Origin of the sequence: Roseovarius sp. AK1035 (assembly GCF_003288315.1) — a bacterium.
GTDB classification, from domain to species: Bacteria; Pseudomonadota; Alphaproteobacteria; order Rhodobacterales; family Rhodobacteraceae; genus Roseovarius; species Roseovarius mucosus_A.
On the sequence record NZ_CP030099.1, the window covers coordinates 3804038 to 3824100 of the forward strand.

Annotated in this window: 18 protein-coding genes; 12 read left to right on the forward strand and 6 right to left on the reverse strand. The window is 61.4% G+C overall.

The window, feature by feature from the left end:
• Window positions 1-16 precede the first annotated feature (16 nt).
• From RAK1035_RS18110 to fdhF, 5 genes are all read right to left on the reverse strand, one after another.
• Window positions 17-682 carry an alpha/beta hydrolase gene (locus tag RAK1035_RS18110; RefSeq protein WP_008282552.1) on the reverse strand — a complete coding sequence of 222 codons (666 nt, stop codon included), beginning with the start codon at window positions 680-682 and terminating at the stop codon, window positions 17-19.
• A complete protein-coding gene (locus RAK1035_RS18115; RefSeq protein WP_008282553.1) occupies window positions 679-1308 on the reverse strand; it encodes a DNA-3-methyladenine glycosylase family protein in 630 nt (209 codons plus the stop codon). Before RAK1035_RS18115 ends, RAK1035_RS18110 begins: the two co-directional genes overlap by 4 nt.
• Entirely contained in the window at window positions 1305-2033 is a 729-nt protein-coding gene (locus tag RAK1035_RS18120; protein WP_008282554.1) for a cobalt-precorrin-6A reductase, read from the reverse strand. Before RAK1035_RS18120 ends, RAK1035_RS18115 begins: the two co-directional genes overlap by 4 nt.
• Window positions 2030-3079 (reverse strand): cobalt-precorrin-5B (C(1))-methyltransferase, encoded by a 1050-nt coding sequence (locus RAK1035_RS18125; RefSeq protein WP_008282555.1) that lies wholly within the window; start codon window positions 3077-3079, stop codon window positions 2030-2032. Before RAK1035_RS18125 ends, RAK1035_RS18120 begins: the two co-directional genes overlap by 4 nt.
• A 104-nt stretch (window positions 3080-3183) precedes the next feature.
• Entirely contained in the window at window positions 3184-5958 is a 2775-nt protein-coding gene (gene fdhF, locus RAK1035_RS18130; protein WP_008282556.1) for a formate dehydrogenase subunit alpha, read from the reverse strand.
• A gap of 232 nt (window positions 5959-6190) precedes the next feature.
• Here fdhF and RAK1035_RS18135 point away from each other — a divergent pair, with 232 nt between their 5' ends.
• The 5 genes from RAK1035_RS18135 to RAK1035_RS18155 are packed head-to-tail and all read left to right on the forward strand — an operon-like array spanning window position 6191 to window position 9945.
• Window positions 6191-6841, forward strand: a complete 651-nt coding sequence (locus RAK1035_RS18135; RefSeq protein ID WP_008282557.1) for a histidine phosphatase family protein — start codon at window positions 6191-6193, stop codon at window positions 6839-6841.
• 19 nt (window positions 6842-6860) lie between these two features.
• Window positions 6861-7475 carry a glutathione S-transferase family protein gene (locus RAK1035_RS18140; protein WP_008282558.1) on the forward strand — a complete coding sequence of 205 codons (615 nt, stop codon included), beginning with the start codon at window positions 6861-6863 and terminating at the stop codon, window positions 7473-7475.
• 9 nt (window positions 7476-7484) lie between these two features.
• Entirely contained in the window at window positions 7485-8540 is a 1056-nt protein-coding gene (locus RAK1035_RS18145) for a saccharopine dehydrogenase (protein ID WP_008282559.1), read from the forward strand.
• Window positions 8541-8789 carry a SemiSWEET family sugar transporter gene (locus tag RAK1035_RS18150; protein ID WP_008282560.1) on the forward strand — a complete coding sequence of 83 codons (249 nt, stop codon included), beginning with the start codon at window positions 8541-8543 and terminating at the stop codon, window positions 8787-8789. It begins immediately after the preceding gene.
• A 13-nt stretch (window positions 8790-8802) separates the two neighbouring features.
• The gene (locus RAK1035_RS18155; protein ID WP_008282562.1) at window positions 8803-9945 is read left to right on the forward strand and encodes a saccharopine dehydrogenase family protein; all 1143 of its coding nucleotides are present in this window, start codon (window positions 8803-8805) and stop codon (window positions 9943-9945) included.
• Between the two features lie 99 nt (window positions 9946-10044).
• On the opposite strand, the gene RAK1035_RS18160 is transcribed toward RAK1035_RS18155, so the two are convergent.
• The gene (locus RAK1035_RS18160; protein WP_008282563.1) at window positions 10045-12384 is read right to left on the reverse strand and encodes an ATP-dependent helicase; all 2340 of its coding nucleotides are present in this window, start codon (window positions 12382-12384) and stop codon (window positions 10045-10047) included.
• A gap of 109 nt (window positions 12385-12493) precedes the next feature.
• Between RAK1035_RS18160 and RAK1035_RS18165 the strand changes: the two genes are divergently transcribed.
• The 7 genes from RAK1035_RS18165 (at window position 12494) to RAK1035_RS18195 (ending at window position 20054) form a co-directional block, all read left to right on the forward strand.
• Entirely contained in the window at window positions 12494-13633 is a 1140-nt protein-coding gene (locus RAK1035_RS18165) for an alpha-hydroxy acid oxidase (RefSeq protein WP_232279245.1), read from the forward strand.
• Between the two features lie 152 nt (window positions 13634-13785).
• A complete protein-coding gene (gene pyc, locus RAK1035_RS18170; protein ID WP_037298608.1) occupies window positions 13786-17226 on the forward strand; it encodes a pyruvate carboxylase in 3441 nt (1146 codons plus the stop codon).
• Window positions 17227-17346: 120 nt separating this feature from the next.
• Window positions 17347-18147: a phosphodiesterase gene (locus RAK1035_RS18175; RefSeq protein ID WP_037298546.1), complete on the forward strand. Its 801-nt coding sequence runs from the start codon at window positions 17347-17349 to the stop codon at window positions 18145-18147.
• A gap of 15 nt (window positions 18148-18162) precedes the next feature.
• Window positions 18163-18552 carry an MAPEG family protein gene (locus RAK1035_RS18180; RefSeq protein WP_008282569.1) on the forward strand — a complete coding sequence of 130 codons (390 nt, stop codon included), beginning with the start codon at window positions 18163-18165 and terminating at the stop codon, window positions 18550-18552.
• Window positions 18553-18694: 142 nt separating this feature from the next.
• The gene (locus RAK1035_RS18185) at window positions 18695-18988 is read left to right on the forward strand and encodes a ribbon-helix-helix domain-containing protein (protein ID WP_198133611.1); all 294 of its coding nucleotides are present in this window, start codon (window positions 18695-18697) and stop codon (window positions 18986-18988) included.
• A gap of 89 nt (window positions 18989-19077) precedes the next feature.
• Entirely contained in the window at window positions 19078-19473 is a 396-nt protein-coding gene (locus tag RAK1035_RS18190) for a VOC family protein (protein WP_008282571.1), read from the forward strand.
• Window positions 19474-19529: 56 nt separating this feature from the next.
• Entirely contained in the window at window positions 19530-20054 is a 525-nt protein-coding gene (locus RAK1035_RS18195; protein WP_037298549.1) for a twin-arginine translocation pathway signal, read from the forward strand.
• The last annotated feature ends 9 nt before the right edge of the window (window positions 20055-20063 follow it).

Below are 20063 nucleotides of genomic sequence, written 5' to 3' on the forward strand. Positions count from 1 at the left end.
GATTTGTGGAAAACCGTCAGAGGCCAAGTTTGTCGCGCATAAAGGCCAGGGCCACTGACAGCCCGTCAGGTGCAATTCCGTGGCCCGTACCCTTCATGATATGGGCATAGACATCCTGCCAGCCTGCCCCCTGCAACGCCTCCGCCGCCTGCGGCAGCGACTGTACCGTCACCACCTCATCGGCATCGCCATGCACCAGCAGAACGGGCGGGCGGCTCTGCGTCTCATCTTCCAACAAGTCCGGCGAAAGAAGCCGCCCGGAAAAGGCCACGACGCCAGCCAGTGCTTCTTCGCGCCGGGGTGCCACATGCAACGCCATCATTGACCCTTGGGAAAAGCCAAAGAGCACCACCTGTTCAGGCAAAAGATCCTCATCCACCATCAGCGCATCAAGAAAGGCATTCAAATCCGCCGAGGCCGTCATCAAGCCCCGGTGCGCTTCTTCCTCGCTTGATCCGTCGATCCACGGGATAGGAAACCATTGCAGACCAAAGGGCATCCCCGGAATGCTCTCCGGCGCATCGGGCGCGACAAAGAGCGTATCTGGCAAGTGTTCCGCCAACGGGTCTGCCAGCCCCAGCAAATCCGCGCCATTGGCCCCGTATCCATGCAGAAAGACGACAGCCGAACGTGTCTCACCCGAAAGAGGCGCCTTGCGGCCTGCTTGCAATACCCGTGTCATCTGATCCCTTCCCTGTCCTTGGCCACCCGGTAATAGGCCCACAAAAGTCGCGCCGCAACGGCGCGCCATGGCGACCAGTCCTCGGCCATTTGCCGCAGCGCCCGTTCCTTGGGCCTTTCCGGCAGGTCGTAGAGCAGGCGCACCGCCTCTTGCAAGGCCAGATCACCAGGCGCAAATACGTCTGCACGCCCCAAGCTGAACATCGCATAGATTTCCGCCGTCCAGACACCGATACCAGACACTTGCGTAAGCGTGGCAATCACCTCAGACGTCGGAGCGCTGCGCAAGGCGGCATAATCGATCCCCGCCTCGGCAAGCGCGCGGGCATAGCGCGCCTTTTGGCGGCTGAGGCCTACGGCACGCAGATCGTCATCCGTGACCGCGACGATGCGCTGAGGTTCGGTGAAACCGGCCTGTTCCAGTCTTGACCAGATCGCATTGGCCGAAGCAACGCTGACCTGTTGGCTGACAATCGCACTGAGTAGCCGCGCAAATCCGTCCGGGTTCCGCCGCAACGGCAGCGGCCCCGTCAGCGCATAGGCATGATGCAGGCGGGGGCAGAGGGCGGCCAAATGCGCTGCCCCTTCTTGAACGTCCGCGTCGCACTCGATGATCCGGCCCGTCATATGTTGCGCACCCACTCCATTGCCGCCGCCACCGTCGCCACGCGCGGGGCCTTTGGCTGTGGCGGTCGCGCGATCATCGCCACGGGCAGGTTCAGCGCCCGCGCAGCCGCCAGCTTGCTCTCGGACGCGGCCCCCCCCGCATTCTTGACCACCAGCCAGTCGATACCTAGCCGGGTGAAGAGCGCGATCTCCTCCGCCACGGAAAACGGCGGGCGACCAACAAGATAGGTGCCATTTGCCATCGGAAAGGGTGCCTCGGGTGGATCGACCACGCGACAAATCAGCCGCCGCCCGTCGAGATTGGCAAAGCGTGTCACGCCCTGCCGCCCGGTGGCAAGGAAAACCGTCGCCCCCTCGGGAATATGCGCCGCCGCCTCTTCCTCTGCGGCGATAATGGTCCAGCGGTCACCGGCCCCAGGCACCCATTCCGGCCGCAAAAGCTGGCAATATGGTACGGCCCTGTCAGCGCAGAGCCGTGCCGTGCGCTCGGATATCCGGCTGGCGAAAGGATGCGTTGCATCAAGAACTGCGGTGATCCCGGCCTCGGTGAGGTAGCGCAAAAAGCCATCCTCGCCGCCAAACCCACCTATTCGCGTGGGCAGGCCCATGGCGCGCGGCGCGCGCGTGGCCCCGGCAAGCGAGGCAATGGCAGGACGCCCCTCGGCAACCAAAAGTCGTGCCACCTGCTGCGCCTCTCCCGTGCCCGCCAGCAGCAAGAGCGTCATGCCGCCCCCGCCCGTGCCAGCACCACACCGGCCCGGTCGATCACAACCGTATCAACCGCGACGCCTTTGGGCAGCATTGACAGCACCTTCAACCGGCTTTCCTGCGCCACCCATTCTGCCAAGACTTCCCCAGCAACGTCATAGGCTTGCAACGCCGTGTTCATGTACTTCAGATCTGGTATGGCAAGCGCGTCGGCGAGGCCTGCGAAATCCACTTGGCTGCGGCCTGAATGCAAATCGCGCGCGCCCTGCGCCAGCTTGACCATCTTGCCGATACCGCCCCCCACCGTCAGGCGCGGCAGCGGATGCCGGGCGAGATATTTGAGCATCCCACCCGCAAAGTCCCCCATATCCAACATCGCATGATCCGGAAGGTCATAAAGGCTCTGCACCACCTGCTCGCTCGTGGCGCCAGTGCAGCCTGCCACATGATCCAGCCCCGCCTCGCGCGCCACGTCAATGCCACGATGGATCGAGGCTATCCAAGCGGCGCAGGAAAACGGGCGCACGATCCCTGTTGTGCCCAGAATCGACAACCCGCCTTTTATGCCCAGCCTCGAGTTCCAAGTCTTTTGCGCAAGCGCAGCCCCCCCCGGTACCGACACCGTGATTTCGATATCCGGGCTTTCAGACAGCCGCTCGGCCATGTCTTCCACGGTCTCTCGCATCATCTGACGTGGCACGGGGTTGATTGCAGGCTCACCCGGCGGGATGGGCAGCCCCGGCATGGTGACACGCCCCACGCCCTCGCCTGCGCGAAACACCACGCCCCCTTCTGAGCGGGCCACCCGCGCGATGATCATCGCCCCATGTGTGACATCCGGGTCATCGCCCGCGTCCTTGATCACCCCAGCCTCGGCCCACCCCTCGCCGCTGGCATGATGGGCAATGACGAATTCGGGCGTCTCACCCCTTGGCAAGGTGATGCAGACACGCGGCACGGCCCCTTCGCCCCATAGCAGGCTGAGCGCCGCCCGTGTCGCGGCGGTTGCGCAAGCGCCCGTGGTCCAGCCACGGCGCAGGGGGGTATCGGGTTTGCGGGTCATATCCAGTCAGGACTATAGGCGCGCCACAGCCAGAGGCCAAATGCCAAATCTAACGGTCGGACCCTGTGCGCGCCCCGCAAAACCTGCGGGGCGCGTGCGCGGCCTCACTCTGCCGCGATATTCGCTGCCTCGACCTTGACTGCCGAGAATTTGAACTCTGGGATCTTGCCATAGGGATCGACCGCAGGATTGGTCAGGATGTTCGCCGCCGCTTCGACATAGGCAAAGGGCAGGAACACCATATCAGGGGCCACTGCGCGATCTGCCCGCGCCATGATCCGGATTGAACCACGCTTGGTGCTCAGCCGCACCATGCCGCCCGGCTCTACGCCCAGCTTGCGCAGGGTGGCAGGATGCATCGAACAATTGGCCTCCGGCTCTACCGCATCAAGCACGCTGGCGCGGCGGGTCATCGACCCTGTGTGCCAATGCTCAAGCTGCCGACCGGTTGTCAGGATCATCGGATACTCGGCATCGGGCACATCGTCGGGCGGAATGATTGCCGCCGGGGTGAATTTCGCGCGTCCCTCAGGCCGCGGGAAACCGTCGCCGAACACAACCGACTCACCCGGCTGATCAGGCCCTTTGCAAGGATAGGTCACAGCGCCTTCGCGCTCCAACCGCTCCCAGGTGATATTGTCGAGCGAGCGCATGTTGACCTTCATCTCGGCGAAAACATCCGCCGGGCTGTCATAAGACCAGTCAAGCCCGATCCGATTGGCCAGCTCAACCGTGATCGCCCAATCCTCGCGCGCCTCACCCGGTGGGGTAACGGCGGGTCGGCCCATCTGCACCTGACGGTTGGTATTGGTCACGGTCCCCGATTTCTCGTAGAACGCGCTCGCGGGCAGGATCACATCGGCATAATTGGCTGTTTCCGTGATGAAAATGTCCTGCACCACCAGATGCTCGAGCTTGGCCAAAGCATCGCGGGCGTGTTCGACATCAGGATCAGACATCGCCGGGTTTTCGCCCAGGATATACATGCCTTTGATCTTGTCGTCATGGACCGCGTCCATGATCTCGGTCACGGTCAGGCCCTTCTGGTTCGAGAAGTCCCCCGATTGCCAGACTTCGGTAAAGGCGCGGCGCACGCCGTCATCTGTCACCGTCTGATAGTCCGGAAGGAACATCGGCACGAGGCCCGCGTCAGACGCGCCTTGCACGTTGTTCTGGCCGCGCAGCGGATGCAACCCTGTGCCCGGACGGCCCACATGACCGCACATCAGCGCCAGTGAGATCAGGCAGCGCGAATTGTCAGTGCCGTGGATATGCTGGCTGACGCCCATCCCCCAAAAGATCATACCGGCCTTGGCCGTGGCGAAATCCCGCGCCACAGCGCGCAGGGTCTCGGCGGGAACACCGCAAATACCCTCCATCTTTTCGGGCGGGAATTGTGCCAGATGCTTTTTCTCGGCTTCCCAGTTCTCGGTGAAGGCCGCGATGTATTGCTGGTCGTAGAGCCCCTCTTCGACAATCACATGCATGATCGCATTCAACATCGAGACATCTGCGCCGGGGCGGAATTGCAACATATGCGTGGCAAAACGCTTCATCCCCTGCCCGCGCGGGTCCATCACGATCAGCTTGCCACCACGCTTGGTGAACTGCTTGAAATAGGTCGCGGCAACGGGATGGTTTTCGAGCGGGTTGGCCCCGATGATAATCGCCACATCAGCGTTTTCAATCTGGTTGAAGGTCGCCGTCACGGCACCAGAGCCGACATTCTCGATCAGCGCCGCCACAGACGACGCATGGCAGAGCCGCGTGCAGTGATCCACATTGTTGTGACCAAATCCCTGACGGATGAATTTCTGGAAGAGATAGGCTTCTTCATTGGTGCATTTCGCGCTGCCAAATCCTGCAACACTGGTGCCGCCATGGGTGTCCTTCAGCCCCTTGAGTGCGCCTGCTGCAAGATCAAGCGCCTCGTCCCAAGATGCTTCACGGAACACTTCCTGCCAATTGCCGGGATCGACATTCAGCCCCTTTGCCGGCGCATCATCGCGGCGGATGAGCGGCTTGGTCAGGCGATGCGGATGGTGGATATAGTCAAAACCGAACCGCCCCTTGACGCACAGACGCCCCTCGTTGGCAGGCCCGTTGATGCCCTCAACATATTTGACCTTGCCATTCTTGACCTTGAGCGAAACCTGACACCCCACACCACAGAACGGGCAGATGCTCTTGACCTCTTCATCGAAATCGGCGCTGTCGCCCTGCTGTACGTCATCAAGCACGGTTGCAGGCATCAGGGCCCCGGTCGGGCAGGCCTGCACGCATTCGCCGCAGGCCACACAGGTCGAATCGCCCATCGGATCCGCAAGATCGAACACCGGATAGGCGTCATGCCCACGCCCGGCCATGCCGATCACGTCATTCACCTGAACCTCGCGGCACGCCCGCACGCAGAGACCACATTGAATACAGGCGTCGAGATTGACGCGCATCGCGATGTGGCTGTCATCGAGCAGCGGAATGCGGTCGCGCTCCAGCTTGGGAAAGCGGCTATGGGTCACGCCATTGGCTTCGGCCATATCCCAGAGGTGGCTTGAGCGGTCATGCGACTGCGCCTGCTCAGGCTGATCGGCCAAGAGCATCTCAACAACCATTTTGCGCGCCGATTCTGCACGGGCGGAGTTGGTTGTGACAACCATGCCCGCCTTGGCCTCGCGGATGCACGAGGCGACAAGCGTGCGCTCACCTTGGACCTCGACCATACAGGCGCGGCAATTGCCATCGGGGCGATAGCCTGGGGCAGGCTTGTGGCAGAGGTGCGGAATTTTCAGACCACGACCATTGGCGACTTCCCAGATCGTCTGACCAGCCTCTACCTCGACCTCGCGGCCATCCAATACGAGTGTGATCTTGTCGGTCATCAGCGTGCCTCCCTGCTTTGGGACTTTTTAAAGCATGCAGCAGCATGCCAGAGGCCGTCAATCCCGACACCTCACCCCACATTTGCGCCACGAATGGCAAAGAGCCACGGCAGAGGTCTTAAATCGACAGCACCGTCACGCCTGTCAGCGATGGGATGGAATATTTCACGCGCTCCCTTTAACCCCGCCGCAACCGGCGCTAACGTCGCGCGGAATTCGGGGGAGGGAAACCTTGGCAGAGCTTATTCTGGTGCGGCACGGGCAGGCCAACAGCCATGCGACCGATGAGGCAGGCTATGACCGGCTATCGCCTCTGGGCGTGCAGCAGGCCGAATGGCTGGGCGCACATCTGGAGCGGACGAATCCGCATTTTGACCATGTGATCACCGGCACGCTCAACCGTCAGATCGGCACCGCCCGCGCTATGGGCTATCAGATCACCGAACAAGACCCGCGTCTTGACGAGTTAAGCTATTTCGCCCTCGCCCGCGCCATCGAGGCACAGCACGGCATTCCGGCCCCTGCGGACGCCACCGAATTCGCCCGCTACCTGCCTCAGGTGATCGAACACTGGGCGCGCGGCGATCTGGAGGATGTACCTGAAACCTTTGCTCATTTTACCAACCGGATCACCGGCTTGATCGACGACATCTGCCAGCAGCATGGGCGTGTTCTGATCGTAACCTCAGGCGGCGTGATCGGCATGGTCATACGGCATGTGCTCGGGCTGGATATTCCGGGCATGGCCAAAGTCATGTTGCAAGTGAGGAACAGCTCGCTCCACCGGCTGGAGCATGTGCATGATATGCTGATGCTGGGCACGTTCAACGCAACGCCGCATCTCGACACTCCCGATCGGGCGCATGCCCGCACCTTTATCTGACAGCAAGAGGAACCGCGCCATGAAGTTATACTATGCCAAAGGCACCATCTCGATTGCGGTGGCCATCGCGCTGCACGAGGCGGGTCTGGATTTTGAACCGATGCGCCTTGATTTCCGGGCGGGGGAACAAACCGGCGCCGCATATCTTGCGATCAATCCCAAGGGGCGTGTCCCGACTCTCGTTACCGACACCAGTATCCTGACCGAAACCGGTGCAATCCTCGATTTCATTGCGGACACCACACCCCAAGCAGGTTTGCGCCCCACAGACCCCTTGAAGGCTGCCAAAATGCGCGAGGCCATGTATTACATAGCCTCCACCATGCATGTGAACCACGCGCACAAAATGCGCGGGCACCGGTGGGCCGATCAGCAAAGCTCTTTCGACGACATGAAGGCCAAATCGGTACAGACCATGACCGACAGCGCTGATTACGTCGAAAATCATATCCTGACCGGCCCCTTTGTGCTGGGAGAAACACTCTCTCTTGCCGATGCCTATCTCTTTGTCGCCTGCAACTGGCTGGAAGGCGACGGGGTGGATGTGGCCAAGTTCCCCAAAATCGCAGCCTTCGTGCAGGCAATGCGCGCGCGCCCATCTGTAGAACGGGTGATCGCGGATAACATGATCTGAGAGGCTGAGATGACACATCTGTGGGTAAGGGCCGAACAGCGGCCCAATGAGGAACGCGTGGGGCTGACGCCCGAGGGCGCGGCGCAACTGATCGCCAAAGGCATCCGCGTCACAGTGGAAGAAAGCCAAAACCGCGCCATCCCAATCGACGGCTACCGCGCCGCTGGCTGCGAAATCGCCCCGGAAAACGCATGGCCCTCGGCACCGCAGGACGCAATCATCTTTGGCCTCAAGGAGTTGCCCGAGGATGGCACCCCCCTGCCGCATCGCCACATCATGTTCGGCCACGCCTTCAAGGGGCAACATGCCGGACGACGACTCTTGCAGCGGTTTCAGGCTGGGGGCGGCACGCTTTACGATCTGGAATATCTGGTCGATGTAACCGGCCGCCGCGTTGCTGCCTTTGGCTATTGGGCGGGCTATGCGGGGGCAGCGGTATCGCTCATGGCATGGGCGGCACAACAGGGCGGCGGCCTCTGCCCGACCGTCGATACCTATCCGGGGCGCGACGCACTTTTGGCCGATCTTGGCGCGCGGCTTGAGGCTTCGGGTGCCACACGCCCCCGCGCCATTGTCATCGGGGCCTTGGGCCGCGTGGGCACAGGGGCGGCGGATCTCTGCGAAGCGATGGATGTGCCCGTCACCCGTTGGGACATGGCCGAGACCGCATCGGGTGGGCCGTTTCCCGAAATCCTAACGCATGACATCTTCCTCAACTGCATCTTTGCCCGCCCCGGCACACCGGTTTTCGTGCCTAAATCCGCCTTGGCCGCGCCGCGCCACCTGACCGTGATCGGCGATGTCGCCTGCGACCCTGACAGTGACTATAACCCGGTGCCAGTCTATGATGCGGCAACCACTTGGGCCGCGCCCGTACTGCGCGTGCACGATGTTCCGCCGCTCGATGTCATGGCCATAGACAACCTGCCCTCGCTCTTGCCGGTGGAATCCTCTCAGGACTATGCGGGACAGTTGCTAACCTCCCTGCTGACGCTCGACACGCCAGATCAAGGCGTCTGGGGGCGCGCGGCAGAGACCTTTCACACCCATATGAAAGCGCTCTGAATGGCCCCCTATGTCGGATATCTGGCCGCCTTTCTGGGCACGATCTGCTGGATTCCACAGGCGGTCAAGGCTTGGGCCACGCGCGACACATCCGGCCTGTCGCTGCCCTCGAACCTGCTGTTTTTGACCACCGTTTCCCTCTGGCTGGTCTATGGGATGATGATCGGCGACTGGCCGCTCATCCTTGCGAATATCTGCGCCGTGGTCGCGATGCTCAGCATCGTCGCGGCAAAACTCCGCTTTAAATGAAGGAGAGAACGACATGACAATCCACTGGTGCGGCACCGGCCTATCGGCCATCCCCGGCCTACGGCGGCTGATTGAGGCAGGGCGTGATGTGACGGTGTGGAACCGCTCGACCGACAAGGCGCGGGCAATGGTCGGCGATCTCACCGACACGATCCATGCATTTGACATGGACGCATTGGCCAAGGTGCTCAATCCCGGTGACGTTGTGGTGTCAATGCTGCCGGGCGACTGGCACGTGCCCCTGGCCGAACTTTGCCTTGAGAGGGGCGCGCATTTCGTTTCATCCTCTTACATCGCACCAGAGATGCGCGCCCTCGATCAGGCTGCGCGCGACAAGGGGCTGTGCTTTGTCAACGAAATCGGTCTCGACCCCGGCATCGACCACCTCATGGCGCATCATCTGGTGGCCGACTATCGCGCCTCCAAGGCCTATGACGCGGGCAATGATCTCAGCTTTACCTCCTATTGCGGCGGCGTGCCAAAACAGCCCAACCCGTTCCGCTACAAATTCAGTTGGTCGCCCTTGGGCGTGCTCAAGGCGCTGCGTTCGCCCTCGCGGTCAATCCGGAATTTCTCGGAACTTCGGGTGGCGCGGCCTTGGGATGCCATTTCCAGCTATGACGCCCCCTTGCCGACCCCCGAAACCTTTGAGGTTTACCCCAACCGGGACTCGATCCCCTTCATCGCGGATTACCGCTTTGATCCAGACTGGCGGATCAAGGATTTCGTGCGTGGCACGCTGCGGCTCAATGGCTGGTCAGAGGCATGGAAGCCTATTTTCGCGGAAATCGAGACCTTGGAAGGCACCGCAGGCGATAGCCGCCTCAAAGAGATGTCGGATCAGTTCTGGCAAGAGAACGCCTATGATGAGGGCGAGCCGGATCGTGTCGTGCTCTGCGTGGATCTCAGGGCCGAAAACGCCGGGGAACCCGTCTGGCACAAGAGCTATGTGATGGATGCCTGGGGCGACGCGCGCGGCACGGCGATGGCGCGGCTGGTGTCAATCCCGGTTTCTCTGGCGGTCGACTCGGTGCTGACGCGCGAGATTGCAGCGGGCGTCAGCGCAGCCCCGCATGATCCGAAACTGGTTGCGCGCTACTTGGGCGAGGTCAATCAATTGGCGCAACATCTGACCGTCGTCGATCACCTCAGCTAGGCGTTTCGGCGCTAGGTCGTACAGGAGTATTTGCACCAAGAAGAAGCCAAGCCAGGTTTCTTCTTGGCAAAAATACTCAAATACGCCGCGATCCTCCGGCTAGAACGGAACGTCATCCGCGCCCGTGATGAAACGGGCAACAACCTTTTTGGTGCCCGCCTTCTCAAACGCGATTTCGAGCTTGTCGCCCTCGATGGCGATGATTGCGCCATAGCCGAACTTTTGATGAAAGACGCGCTCGCCCACTGTGTGCGCACTCATCGCCTGCAGGTCGATCACGCTGTGGCGCGCTTCACTGGGTTGGCTCAGGGGCCGCTCCGCGCCCCGCGCCTGAAGCCGTCGCCAACCGGGGCTATTGTAGACATTGGCTTCGGCGGCGCGGCTCTCGATGCCTGAACTGGCCGCCGCCCCATAGCCCCCGCCATAAAGGCCCGGAGGGGTCAGAACATCAACATGCCCCTCAGGCAATTCGTCAATGAAGCGTGATGGCATCTGGCTCTGCCACTGGCCATAGACCCGGCGATTGCCCGCGAATGAAATCGTACAGACCTCTTCGGCACGGGTGATGCCGACATAGGCCAGCCGCCGCTCCTCTTCCAATCCCCGCACGCCGCTTTCGTCCATCGAGCGTTGCGAGGGGAAAAGCCCATCTTCCCATCCCGGCAGGAACACGGCCGGAAACTCGAGCCCTTTGGCCGCGTGCAAGGTCATCAGCGTGACCTTCTCGCCCTCTTCACCCGCCTCATTATCCATGATGAGGCTCACGTGTTCCAAAAACCCTTGCAGGTTCTCGAACCCTTCGAGGGCCTTGACCAGTTCCTTGAGGTTTTCAAGCCGCCCCGGTGCCTCGGGCGTCTTGTCGTTTTGCCACATGCCGGTATAGCCGCTCTCGTCAAGGATCATCTCCGCCAGTTCGACATGGCTGATATCGGCATCGCCCACCATCCGGCCCCAACGGCCAAGCCCGTCGATCAAAAGGCGCAGCTCGCCCGCCGCCTTGCCGGTGATCCCCTTGTCGTCAAGCAAAAGGCGCGCGCCTTCGACCAATGGCACACCATGCTGGCGCGCGGTCATCTGGATTTTCTGCTGCGCCTTGTCACCCAACCCGCGCTTGGGCGTGTTGACGATCCGCTCAAAGGCCAAATCATCCGAAGGCGAGACCACAAGGCGGAAATAGGCCATGGCATCGCGAATTTCCAAACGCTCGTAAAAGCGCGGGCCGCCGATCACGCGGTAGGGCAGACCGATGGTCAGAAACCGATCCTCGAAGGCGCGCATCTGGTGGCTGGCCCGCACGAGGATTGCCATTGCGTCAAGCGAATAGGGCCGCATGCCCCGCGTCCCGCGTTGCATCGCGTCGATTTCTTCGCCAATCCAGCGCGCCTCTTCCTCGCCATCCCAATGGCCGATCAGGCGGAGCTTTTCTCCCTCTTCAGCCTCGGTCCACAACTCTTTGCCAAGCCGGTCGCGATTTCCCGCGATCACACCAGAAGCAGCGGCGAGAATATGCGGCGTCGAACGGTAATTCTGTTCAAGCCGGATCACCGCCGCACCGGGAAAATCCTTTTCGAACCGCAGGATATTGCCCACTTCGGCCCCGCGCCAGCCATAGATCGACTGATCATCATCGCCCACGCAGCAGATGTTCTTGTGCCCCCCAGCCAAAAGCCGCAGCCAGAGATATTGCGCGACGTTGGTATCCTGATACTCGTCCACGAGGATATAGCGGAACCAGCGTTGGTATTGCCTGAGCACGTCATCGTGGCGCTGGAATATTGTCACAACATGCAGCAGCAGATCGCCAAAATCGACCGCATTCAATTCCTTCAGTCGCGCTTGATACTGATGGTAGAGCGCCGGACCCTTGCCATCATAGGCGCTGCCCTCTGACGCGGGCAGATTGTCAGGCGTCCAAGCGCGGTTTTTCCACTGGTCGATGATTCCCGCCAGCATCCGCGCGGGCCAGCGTTTGTCGTCGATGCCAGACGCCTGCACCAGTTGTTTGAGTAGGCGCAGTTGATCGTCGGTATCAAGAATGGTGAAATTCGATTTCAGATCAACCAGTTCGGCATGCCGACGCAAAAGTTTGACGCAGATCGAATGAAAGGTGCCCAGCCACGGCATCCCCTCTGCCGGCTGACCCAAAAGGCGGCCCACACGCTCTTTCATCTCGCGCGCGGCCTTGTTGGTAAAGGTCACGGCCAAGATATCGCCGGGCCCCGCGCGCCCGGTGTTCATCAGATGCACGATGCGCGTGGTCAGCGCCTTGGTCTTGCCCGTGCCCGCGCCAGCCAGCATCAGCACCGGACCATCCAGCGTTTCCGCCGCGCGGCGCTGTTCGGGGTTGAGATCATCAAGATAGGGCGCGGGCCGCGCCGCCATGGCACGGGCCGAGAGGCTGGCCCCCTCAAAGGCGTCGGATTCGTCAAATCTGTTCATGCCCCCGACAATAGCGCGGAGGCGACCAGAGATAAAGAGATGTTCGGGGATTGTTCCGCCCCCATCTGGCCTCTGGACAAGCCCCTGAAAACCCGCGCAAATGCGCGCCATGAACCTGCATGCAACCTATCCCGCCCTGTCTGATCTGCGCGCCCGAGCCGCGCGGCGCATTCCGCATTTCGTCTGGGAATACCTTGACAGTGCCACAGGGACCGAGGCGACCAAGGGGCGCAATCGCCTGATGCTCGATCAGGTGCGGCTCAGCCCGTCGATCCTGCATGGTGAGTTCACACCCGACATCTCGGCCACCCTCTTGGGACAGACCTACGCTTTGCCGGTGGGCATCGCGCCCGTGGGCATGTCGGGCCTCATCTGGCCCGATGCCGAGCGTCTCTTGGCGCGGGCGGCCACGCAGGTGGGCATTCCCTATGGCCTGTCGACTGTGGCCAGCCAAAAACCAGAGGACATCGGGCCACATCTGAACGGCAATGGCTGGTTCCAGATGTATCCGCCGCGCGATACCGGCATTCGCACCGACATGCTCAACCGCGCCCGCAATGCCGGGTTCACGGTGCTGGTGCTGACCGTCGATGTGCCCGTGGGCAGCCGCCGCGAGCGGCAAGTGCGCTCGGGCCTGACACAGCCGCCCAAGCTGACCCCGCGCCTGATGGCGCAGGTTGCCCGCTGCCCGGCTTGGGCGCTTGGCACCGCGCGGCTGGGCATGCCGCGCATGCGTCTGATTGACGATTACGCAGGCCAGACCAAGGGCCTGCCCTCGAACAAACACGCCGGTTACTTGCTGCGCACCTCGCCCGACTGGGATTATCTGCGATGGCTGCGCGACGCATGGGACGGTCCTTTCGTGGTCAAAGGTGTGCTGCGCGGGGATGATGCTGCGATGCTTGAGAAAGAGGGCGCAGACGCAATCTGGATTTCGAACCACGCAGGCCGTCAGTTCGACGCCGCCCCCGCCACCATCGAGGCCCTGCCAGAGGTGCGCGCGGCAACCACCCTGCCGGTGATCATGGATGGTGGCATCGAGGGCGGGCTTGATGTGCTGCGTGCCATCGCCCTTGGCGCGGATTTCGTGATGATGGGGCGCGGCTGGCACTATGCGCTTGGCGCGCTTGGAGAGAGTGGCCCGGCGCATCTGGCGGATATTCTGGCCGAGGATTTGCGCGCCAATATGGGCCAGTTGGGCACGCGCACGCTTTGGGACGTTCGGTCGCGCCTGATCCCTAACGGGTAGGGTGGACCACCCGTCGGGACAGGAAATTTCCCTTGCCGGGGAATACCCAGTTTGCCGGATTGCACAAACCTTTCACAAATCTTACAAGGATGCAGCGCTGCAATGCGGCATGGAATGCCGCGCCGCCAGAACTGATAAACCGGGGGACAGGCATGGCCGACTTCAAGAAAATTCTCATCGCCAACCGGGGCGAAATCGCCATCCGCATCATGCGGGCCGCCAATGAAATGGGCAAGAAAACCGTCGCTGTCTTTGCAGAAGAGGACAAGCTCGGGCTTCACCGGTTCAAGGCGGATGAGGCGTATCGCATCGGTGAGGGTATGGGGCCAGTTCAGGCCTATCTGTCCATCGAAGAGATCATCCGCGTGGCCAAGCTGTCGGGCGCGGATGCCATCCACCCCGGTTACGGCCTCTTGTCCGAAAACCCAGCCTTTGTCGATGCCTGCGACGCGGCGGACATCACGTTTATCGGTCCGCGCGCGGAAACCATGCGCGCCCTTGGAGACAAGGCAAGCGCGCGCCGTGTGGCCATGGAGGCAGGCGTTCCCGTGATCCCGGCAACCGAAGTGCTGGGCGACGACATCAAGGCCATCCGCAAAGAGGCCAAGGCAATTGGCTATCCCTTGATGCTCAAGGCGTCTTGGGGCGGCGGCGGGCGCGGCATGCGACCAATCGAGGATGAAAGCGAGCTTGAGGATAAGGTTCGTGAAGGGCGGCGCGAGGCCGAGGCGGCCTTTGGCAATGGCGAGGGCTATCTCGAGAAGATGATCCTGCGCGCGCGCCATGTCGAGGTGCAGATCCTGGGCGACAAGCACGGCAATATGTACCACTTGTTCGAGCGGGACTGTTCGGTGCAGCGCCGCAATCAAAAGGTGGTGGAACGCGCCCCCGCCCCCTACCTGTCCGAGACACAGCGCGAGGAAATCTGTCAGCTTGGCTACAAGATTTGCAAGCATGTGAATTACGAATGCGCGGGCACTGTCGAATTCCTGATGGATATGGACACCGGCAAATTCTATTTCATCGAGGTCAATCCGCGCGTTCAGGTCGAACATACCGTGACCGAGGCCGTGACCGGCATCGACATCGTGCAGGCGCAGATCAAGATTGCCGAGGGCAAGAGCCTGATGGAGGCCACCGGCAAGGCCAGCCAGTATGACATCACCCTGCATGGCCACGCGCTCCAGACCCGGATCACCACCGAGGACCCGCTGAACAACTTTATCCCCGATTATGGCCGGATCACGGCCTATCGCTCGGCCACCGGCATGGGCATTCGTCTGGATGGTGGCACCGCCTATGCGGGCGGTGTGATCACGCGCTATTATGACAGCCTTCTGACCAAGGTCACGGCTTGGGCACCTACCCCCGAACAGGCGATTGCCCGGATGGACCGCGCCCTGCGCGAATTCCGTATTCGCGGTGTCAGCACGAACATTGCCTTTGTCGAGAACCTGCTCAAGCACCCGACCTTCCTCAACAATACCTATACAACCAAATTCATCGACACGACGCCAGAACTGTTCAAATTCGCCAAGCGGCGGGATCGTGGTACGCGCGTTCTAAGCTATATCGCCGACATCACGGTCAACGGGCATCCCGAGGTCGAGGGGCGCACACGCCCCCCTGCAGATCTCAAACTGCCACGCGCGCCGCGCCCCGCCAACTCCGAGATCAAGGATGGGCCAAAGCAGATCCTTGAACGCGAGGGCGCGCAGGCCGTGGCGGATTGGATGGCCGCGCAAAAGCAGCTGTTGATCACCGACACCACGATGCGCGACAGCCATCAATCGCTTTTGGCTACGCGCATGCGGTCGATCGACATGATCGGCATTGCGCCCAATTACGCCCACGATCTCCCCGGCCTCTTCTCGGTCGAGTGCTGGGGCGGTGCGACCTTTGACGTGGCTTACCGTTTCCTTGACGAATGCCCGTGGCAGCGCTTGCGCGACATTCGCGCAAGAATGCCCAACCTGCTCACGCAGATGCTGCTGCGCGGCTCGAACGGGGTGGGCTATACCAACTATCCCGACAATGTGGTCGCGGCCTTTGTCAAACAGGCGGCCGAAAGCGGCGTTGATATTTTCCGCGTGTTCGACCCGCTGAACTGGGCCGAGAATATGCGCGTCTCCATGGACGCCGTGCTCGACTCGGGCAAGGTGCTGGAGGCGGCGATCTGCTACACGGGCGATATGCTCGATCCGGCACGCTCCAAATATGACCTGAAATATTACCTCTCGATGGCCAAAGAGTTGAAAGAGGCGGGAACGCATATCCTGTGTATCAAGGATATGGGCGGATTGATGAAACCGGCCACGGCGAGCGTGCTTTTCAAGTCGCTCAAAGAAGAGGTTGGGTTGCCGCTGCATTTCCACACCCATGACACAGCAGGCATTGCCGGGGCCACCATTCTGGCGGCCTCAGAGGCCGGGGTGGATGCCGTCGATTGTGCTATGGATTCGCTCTCTGGCAATACCAGCCAAGCCACGATCGGCACCGTTGTCGAGGCGCTGCGCCACACGCCGCGCGACACCGGGCTCGACATTGGGGCGATCCGGCAAATCTCGAACTACTGGGAATCAGTGCGCAACCACTACGCTGCGTTTGAAAGCGGGATGCAATCGCCTACCTCTGAGGTCTATCTTCACGAAATGCCCGGCGGACAGTTCACCAACCTCAAGGCGCAGGCGCGCTCGATGGGGATGGAAGACCGCTGGCATGACATCGCGCGCACCTATGCCGATGTGAACCAAATGTTCGGCGATGTGATCAAGGTGACGCCGATTGCCAAGACAGTGGGCGATCTGGCGTTGATGATGGTGAGCCAAGGCCTGACCTGCGAAGACGTGCTCGACCCCGCGACCGAGGTCAGCTTTCCCGACTCGGTCATCACGCTGATGAAAGGCTATGTGGGGCAGGCCCCCGGCGGCTTTCCCCCCGCGATCGTCAAAAAGGTGCTCAAGGGCGAAGAGCCGATCACCGTACGCCCCGGCACGCTCTTGCCGCCCGAAGATCTGGACGCGCGGTTTGCCGAACTGACAGAGCGTTTCGGCAAAAAGATCGACAACGAGGATCTGATGGGCAGCCTGATGTATCCCAAGGTTTTCGCCGATTACATGGAACGTCACGCGCAATTCGGCCCCGTCCGTACCCTGCCTACGCGCACCTTCTTTTACGGGATGGAGACAGGCGAGGAAATCACCGCCGAAATCGACCCCGGCAAGACGCTCGAAATCCGGCTGGTCGCGGTAAGCGAAACGCAAGAGGATGGCGAGGCGCGCGTGTTCTTTGAGCTGAACGGCCAGCCGCGCACGGTGCGCGTGCCCGACCGGCGGATCAAAAGCACGGTCGCAGCCCGACCCAAGGCAGAACTGGGCAACGCCAACCACATCGGCGCGCCGATGCCGGGTGCTGTTGCGACAGTTGCGGTCAAGGCCGGGCAAAAGATCAAGGCGGGCGACCTTTTGTTGACTATCGAGGCGATGAAGATGGAAACCGGCCTGCATGCGGAACGCGATGCGACCGTCAAGGCGGTGCATGTCCAGCCCGGCAGCCAGATCGACGCCAAGGATCTGCTGGTCGAATTGGAGTGACGCGCCCCGTCACCCTCGGGCTTGTCCCGAGGGTGACGGCTATACCCAAAACAGATAGCCCTTTTGCACCGCAATCATTTCGGCCATGCTGCGCGGCATAGCCCAATGACAGGCCGCGCCATGCACAAGATCCTCGTTTTCACCGATATTCACATCGTCGCCCAAGGCCAGACGATCATCGGCCTTGATCCCTTTGCGCGTTTCACCCAAGGGCTTGCGCATGCGTTGACGCGACACCCGGATGCCGCCCGCATCGTGCTCTGCGGTGATCTGACCCACCGCGCCGCGCCCGAGGAATACGCCCGCCTGCGCGAGGCATTGGCCGACTGCCCCCTGCCCGTCAGCCTGATGCTGGGCAATCACGACCGCCGCGCCGCTTTTCTGACCGCCTTTCCCGAGACAACGCAGATGGACAGCGGGCATATCCAGCACACCGCCGACATCGGTGCATATCGGCTGATCTGTCTCGACACGTTGGATGAAGCGGCGCCAGACCTGCACTCGGGCTGGCTCTGCCCCGCGCGGCTTGACTGGTTGGACCAGCGTTTAAACGAGGCGGGCCCGCGCCCGGTCATCGTCTTCACCCATCACCCGCCCATCGACACGGGCTTTGCCGGGATGGATGCCATCGGCCTACGCAACCGCGACGAGTTGATTGCGCGCCTTTCGGCGGCGGACAACGTGGTACAAATCATGTCAGGCCACATTCACCGCACAGTGCAGGGGTCGGCAGGCGGCATCCCCACCGCCATCCTCAAGAGCCCCTGCCACCAGATGCCCATGAGCCTTGACGCCCAAGATACGAGCCTCTCGATTGACGAGCCGGGCGCCTATGGCCTCTTGCTGCTGACCGAGACGGGCGTCATCGTGCACACCGAGGATTTCACCCTGCCCGCCACCCTGTCCGCAACTTATTCCTGACCGAACGGTATCCGAATGACCCTTACAATCACCTCTCTCTACGCGGGCCTTATCGGCCTGCTTTTTGTGCTGCTCAGCGTGCTAGTGATCACCGCACGGTTCAAAACAAATGTTTCCATCGGCGATGGCGGCAAGGAATTGTTGGTCCGCCGTATCCGGGTGCAGGCAAATTGCGCGGAATACGCGCCGCTCGGCCTGATCCTTTTGGCCCTGACCGAGGTTCAGGGCGCGCCGGGGTGGGTCGTGCATGTTCTGGGGCTGATGCTTCTCTTGGGGCGGCTTCTGCATGCTGCTGGCTTTGGCCGCACACCGGAAATCATGCCGATGCGCAGCGCCGGAATGGTGCTGACCTTTGCCATGCTGATCCTGAGCGCGCTGGCCAATATCGGCCACGCGCTGCTCTGACACTATCCAGACGATCAGCTCTGCGGGCTGGGGCGGCGCAGAAGGCTTCCCCTGCTGGTAAAAATCGTCCATCATTCTAAAACGTACTGAGATCCGCGCCGCGAGCGTCCCTGCAGCGACCCGGATGAGGGAGGACCTGATGATGTGCCGAATTTTTGCCGGACAAGACCCCGACCGTTATGCCCTGATAACGCGCCGCATGCGCCTGAATGGACAAAGCACAAGCATCCGCTTGGAAAAATCCTTCTGGGGCATCCTAGATGAAATCGCCGAAAGCGAAGGCCTGACGACGCCCGGATTTGTCTCGAAATTGCATGCCGAAGTGCTGGAACTGCACGGTGAGCCTGCGAATTTCACCTCGCTCCTACGCTGCACTTGCCTCGTCCACCGCGAGAACCCGCTGGAAGGCGAAGCGCGGCAGATGGCGGCTGAATAAGACAAAATTCGGCGTAGTATCCCCATACTACCTACCCTCCCCCTGCTTTGGTAACTTTTCCAGACCAAATACAGTATTCGGAGGGCATGATGGCCAAAGCCATTCACAGCATGATTCGCGTTCTCGACGAGGCGCGGTCGGTCGATTTCTATTCCCGGGCCTTTGGCCTAAGTGTTGCCGACCGGCTGGATTTCGAGAAATTCACCCTCGTCTACATGTCGAATGACGAAAGCCCATTCGAGGTGGAACTGACCATCAACAAAGGCCGAACAGAGCCCTACGACCGCGGTGATGGCTATGGCCATCTGGCTGTTCTGGTCGAGGACCTCGCCGCAGAGCACGCACGTTTCGAGGCCGAGGGGCTCAACCCCCGCAAGATGGTGGAATTCGCCCCCGACGGAAAACTTGTGGGCAAGTTCTTCTTTGTCGCCGATCCTGACGGCTATGAAATTGAAGTTTTGGAACGCGGCGGGCGTTTCAAATGACAACAGGCGCGCGTCCTCACGGGGGCGCGCGCATTCATCATATGGGAGGAGAACCAATGACTGAGACCAAACCCCGCAAGGGGCTTAACCGGCGCGAATTGCTGTCGCGCTCGATCGCGGCGGGCGCAAGCTTTGTCGTGGGCGCTGGCTTTGTCGCCAGCACAGACGCGGCCTGGGCACTCGAAACACAGGCGCTCAAGCCCGAAACAATGGCAACCCTCATCCAGATGGCACGCGACATCTACCCGCATGACCATCTCGCCGATGAATACTATGCCATCGCGGTCAAAGGCTATGACACGGCCGAGGCCGCCGACGCCATTGAGGCTGGCATCGCGGGCCTCAACGCGGTGGCACAGGGCCAAGGCCACGCCGATTACCTGAGCATCGGCTGGGAGCGCGACCGCGTCGACATTCTGCGCAGCGTTGAGGACAGCGCGTTCTTTCAACAGATCCGGGGAGGGCTGGTGACAGGCTTGTATAATCAAAAGGCGGTTTGGCCGCTCTTTGGCTATGAGGGCGAGTCCTTCAGCCAAGGCGGTTACATCAACCGCGGCTTTGACGACATCAACTGGCTTTAGGCCATAGCC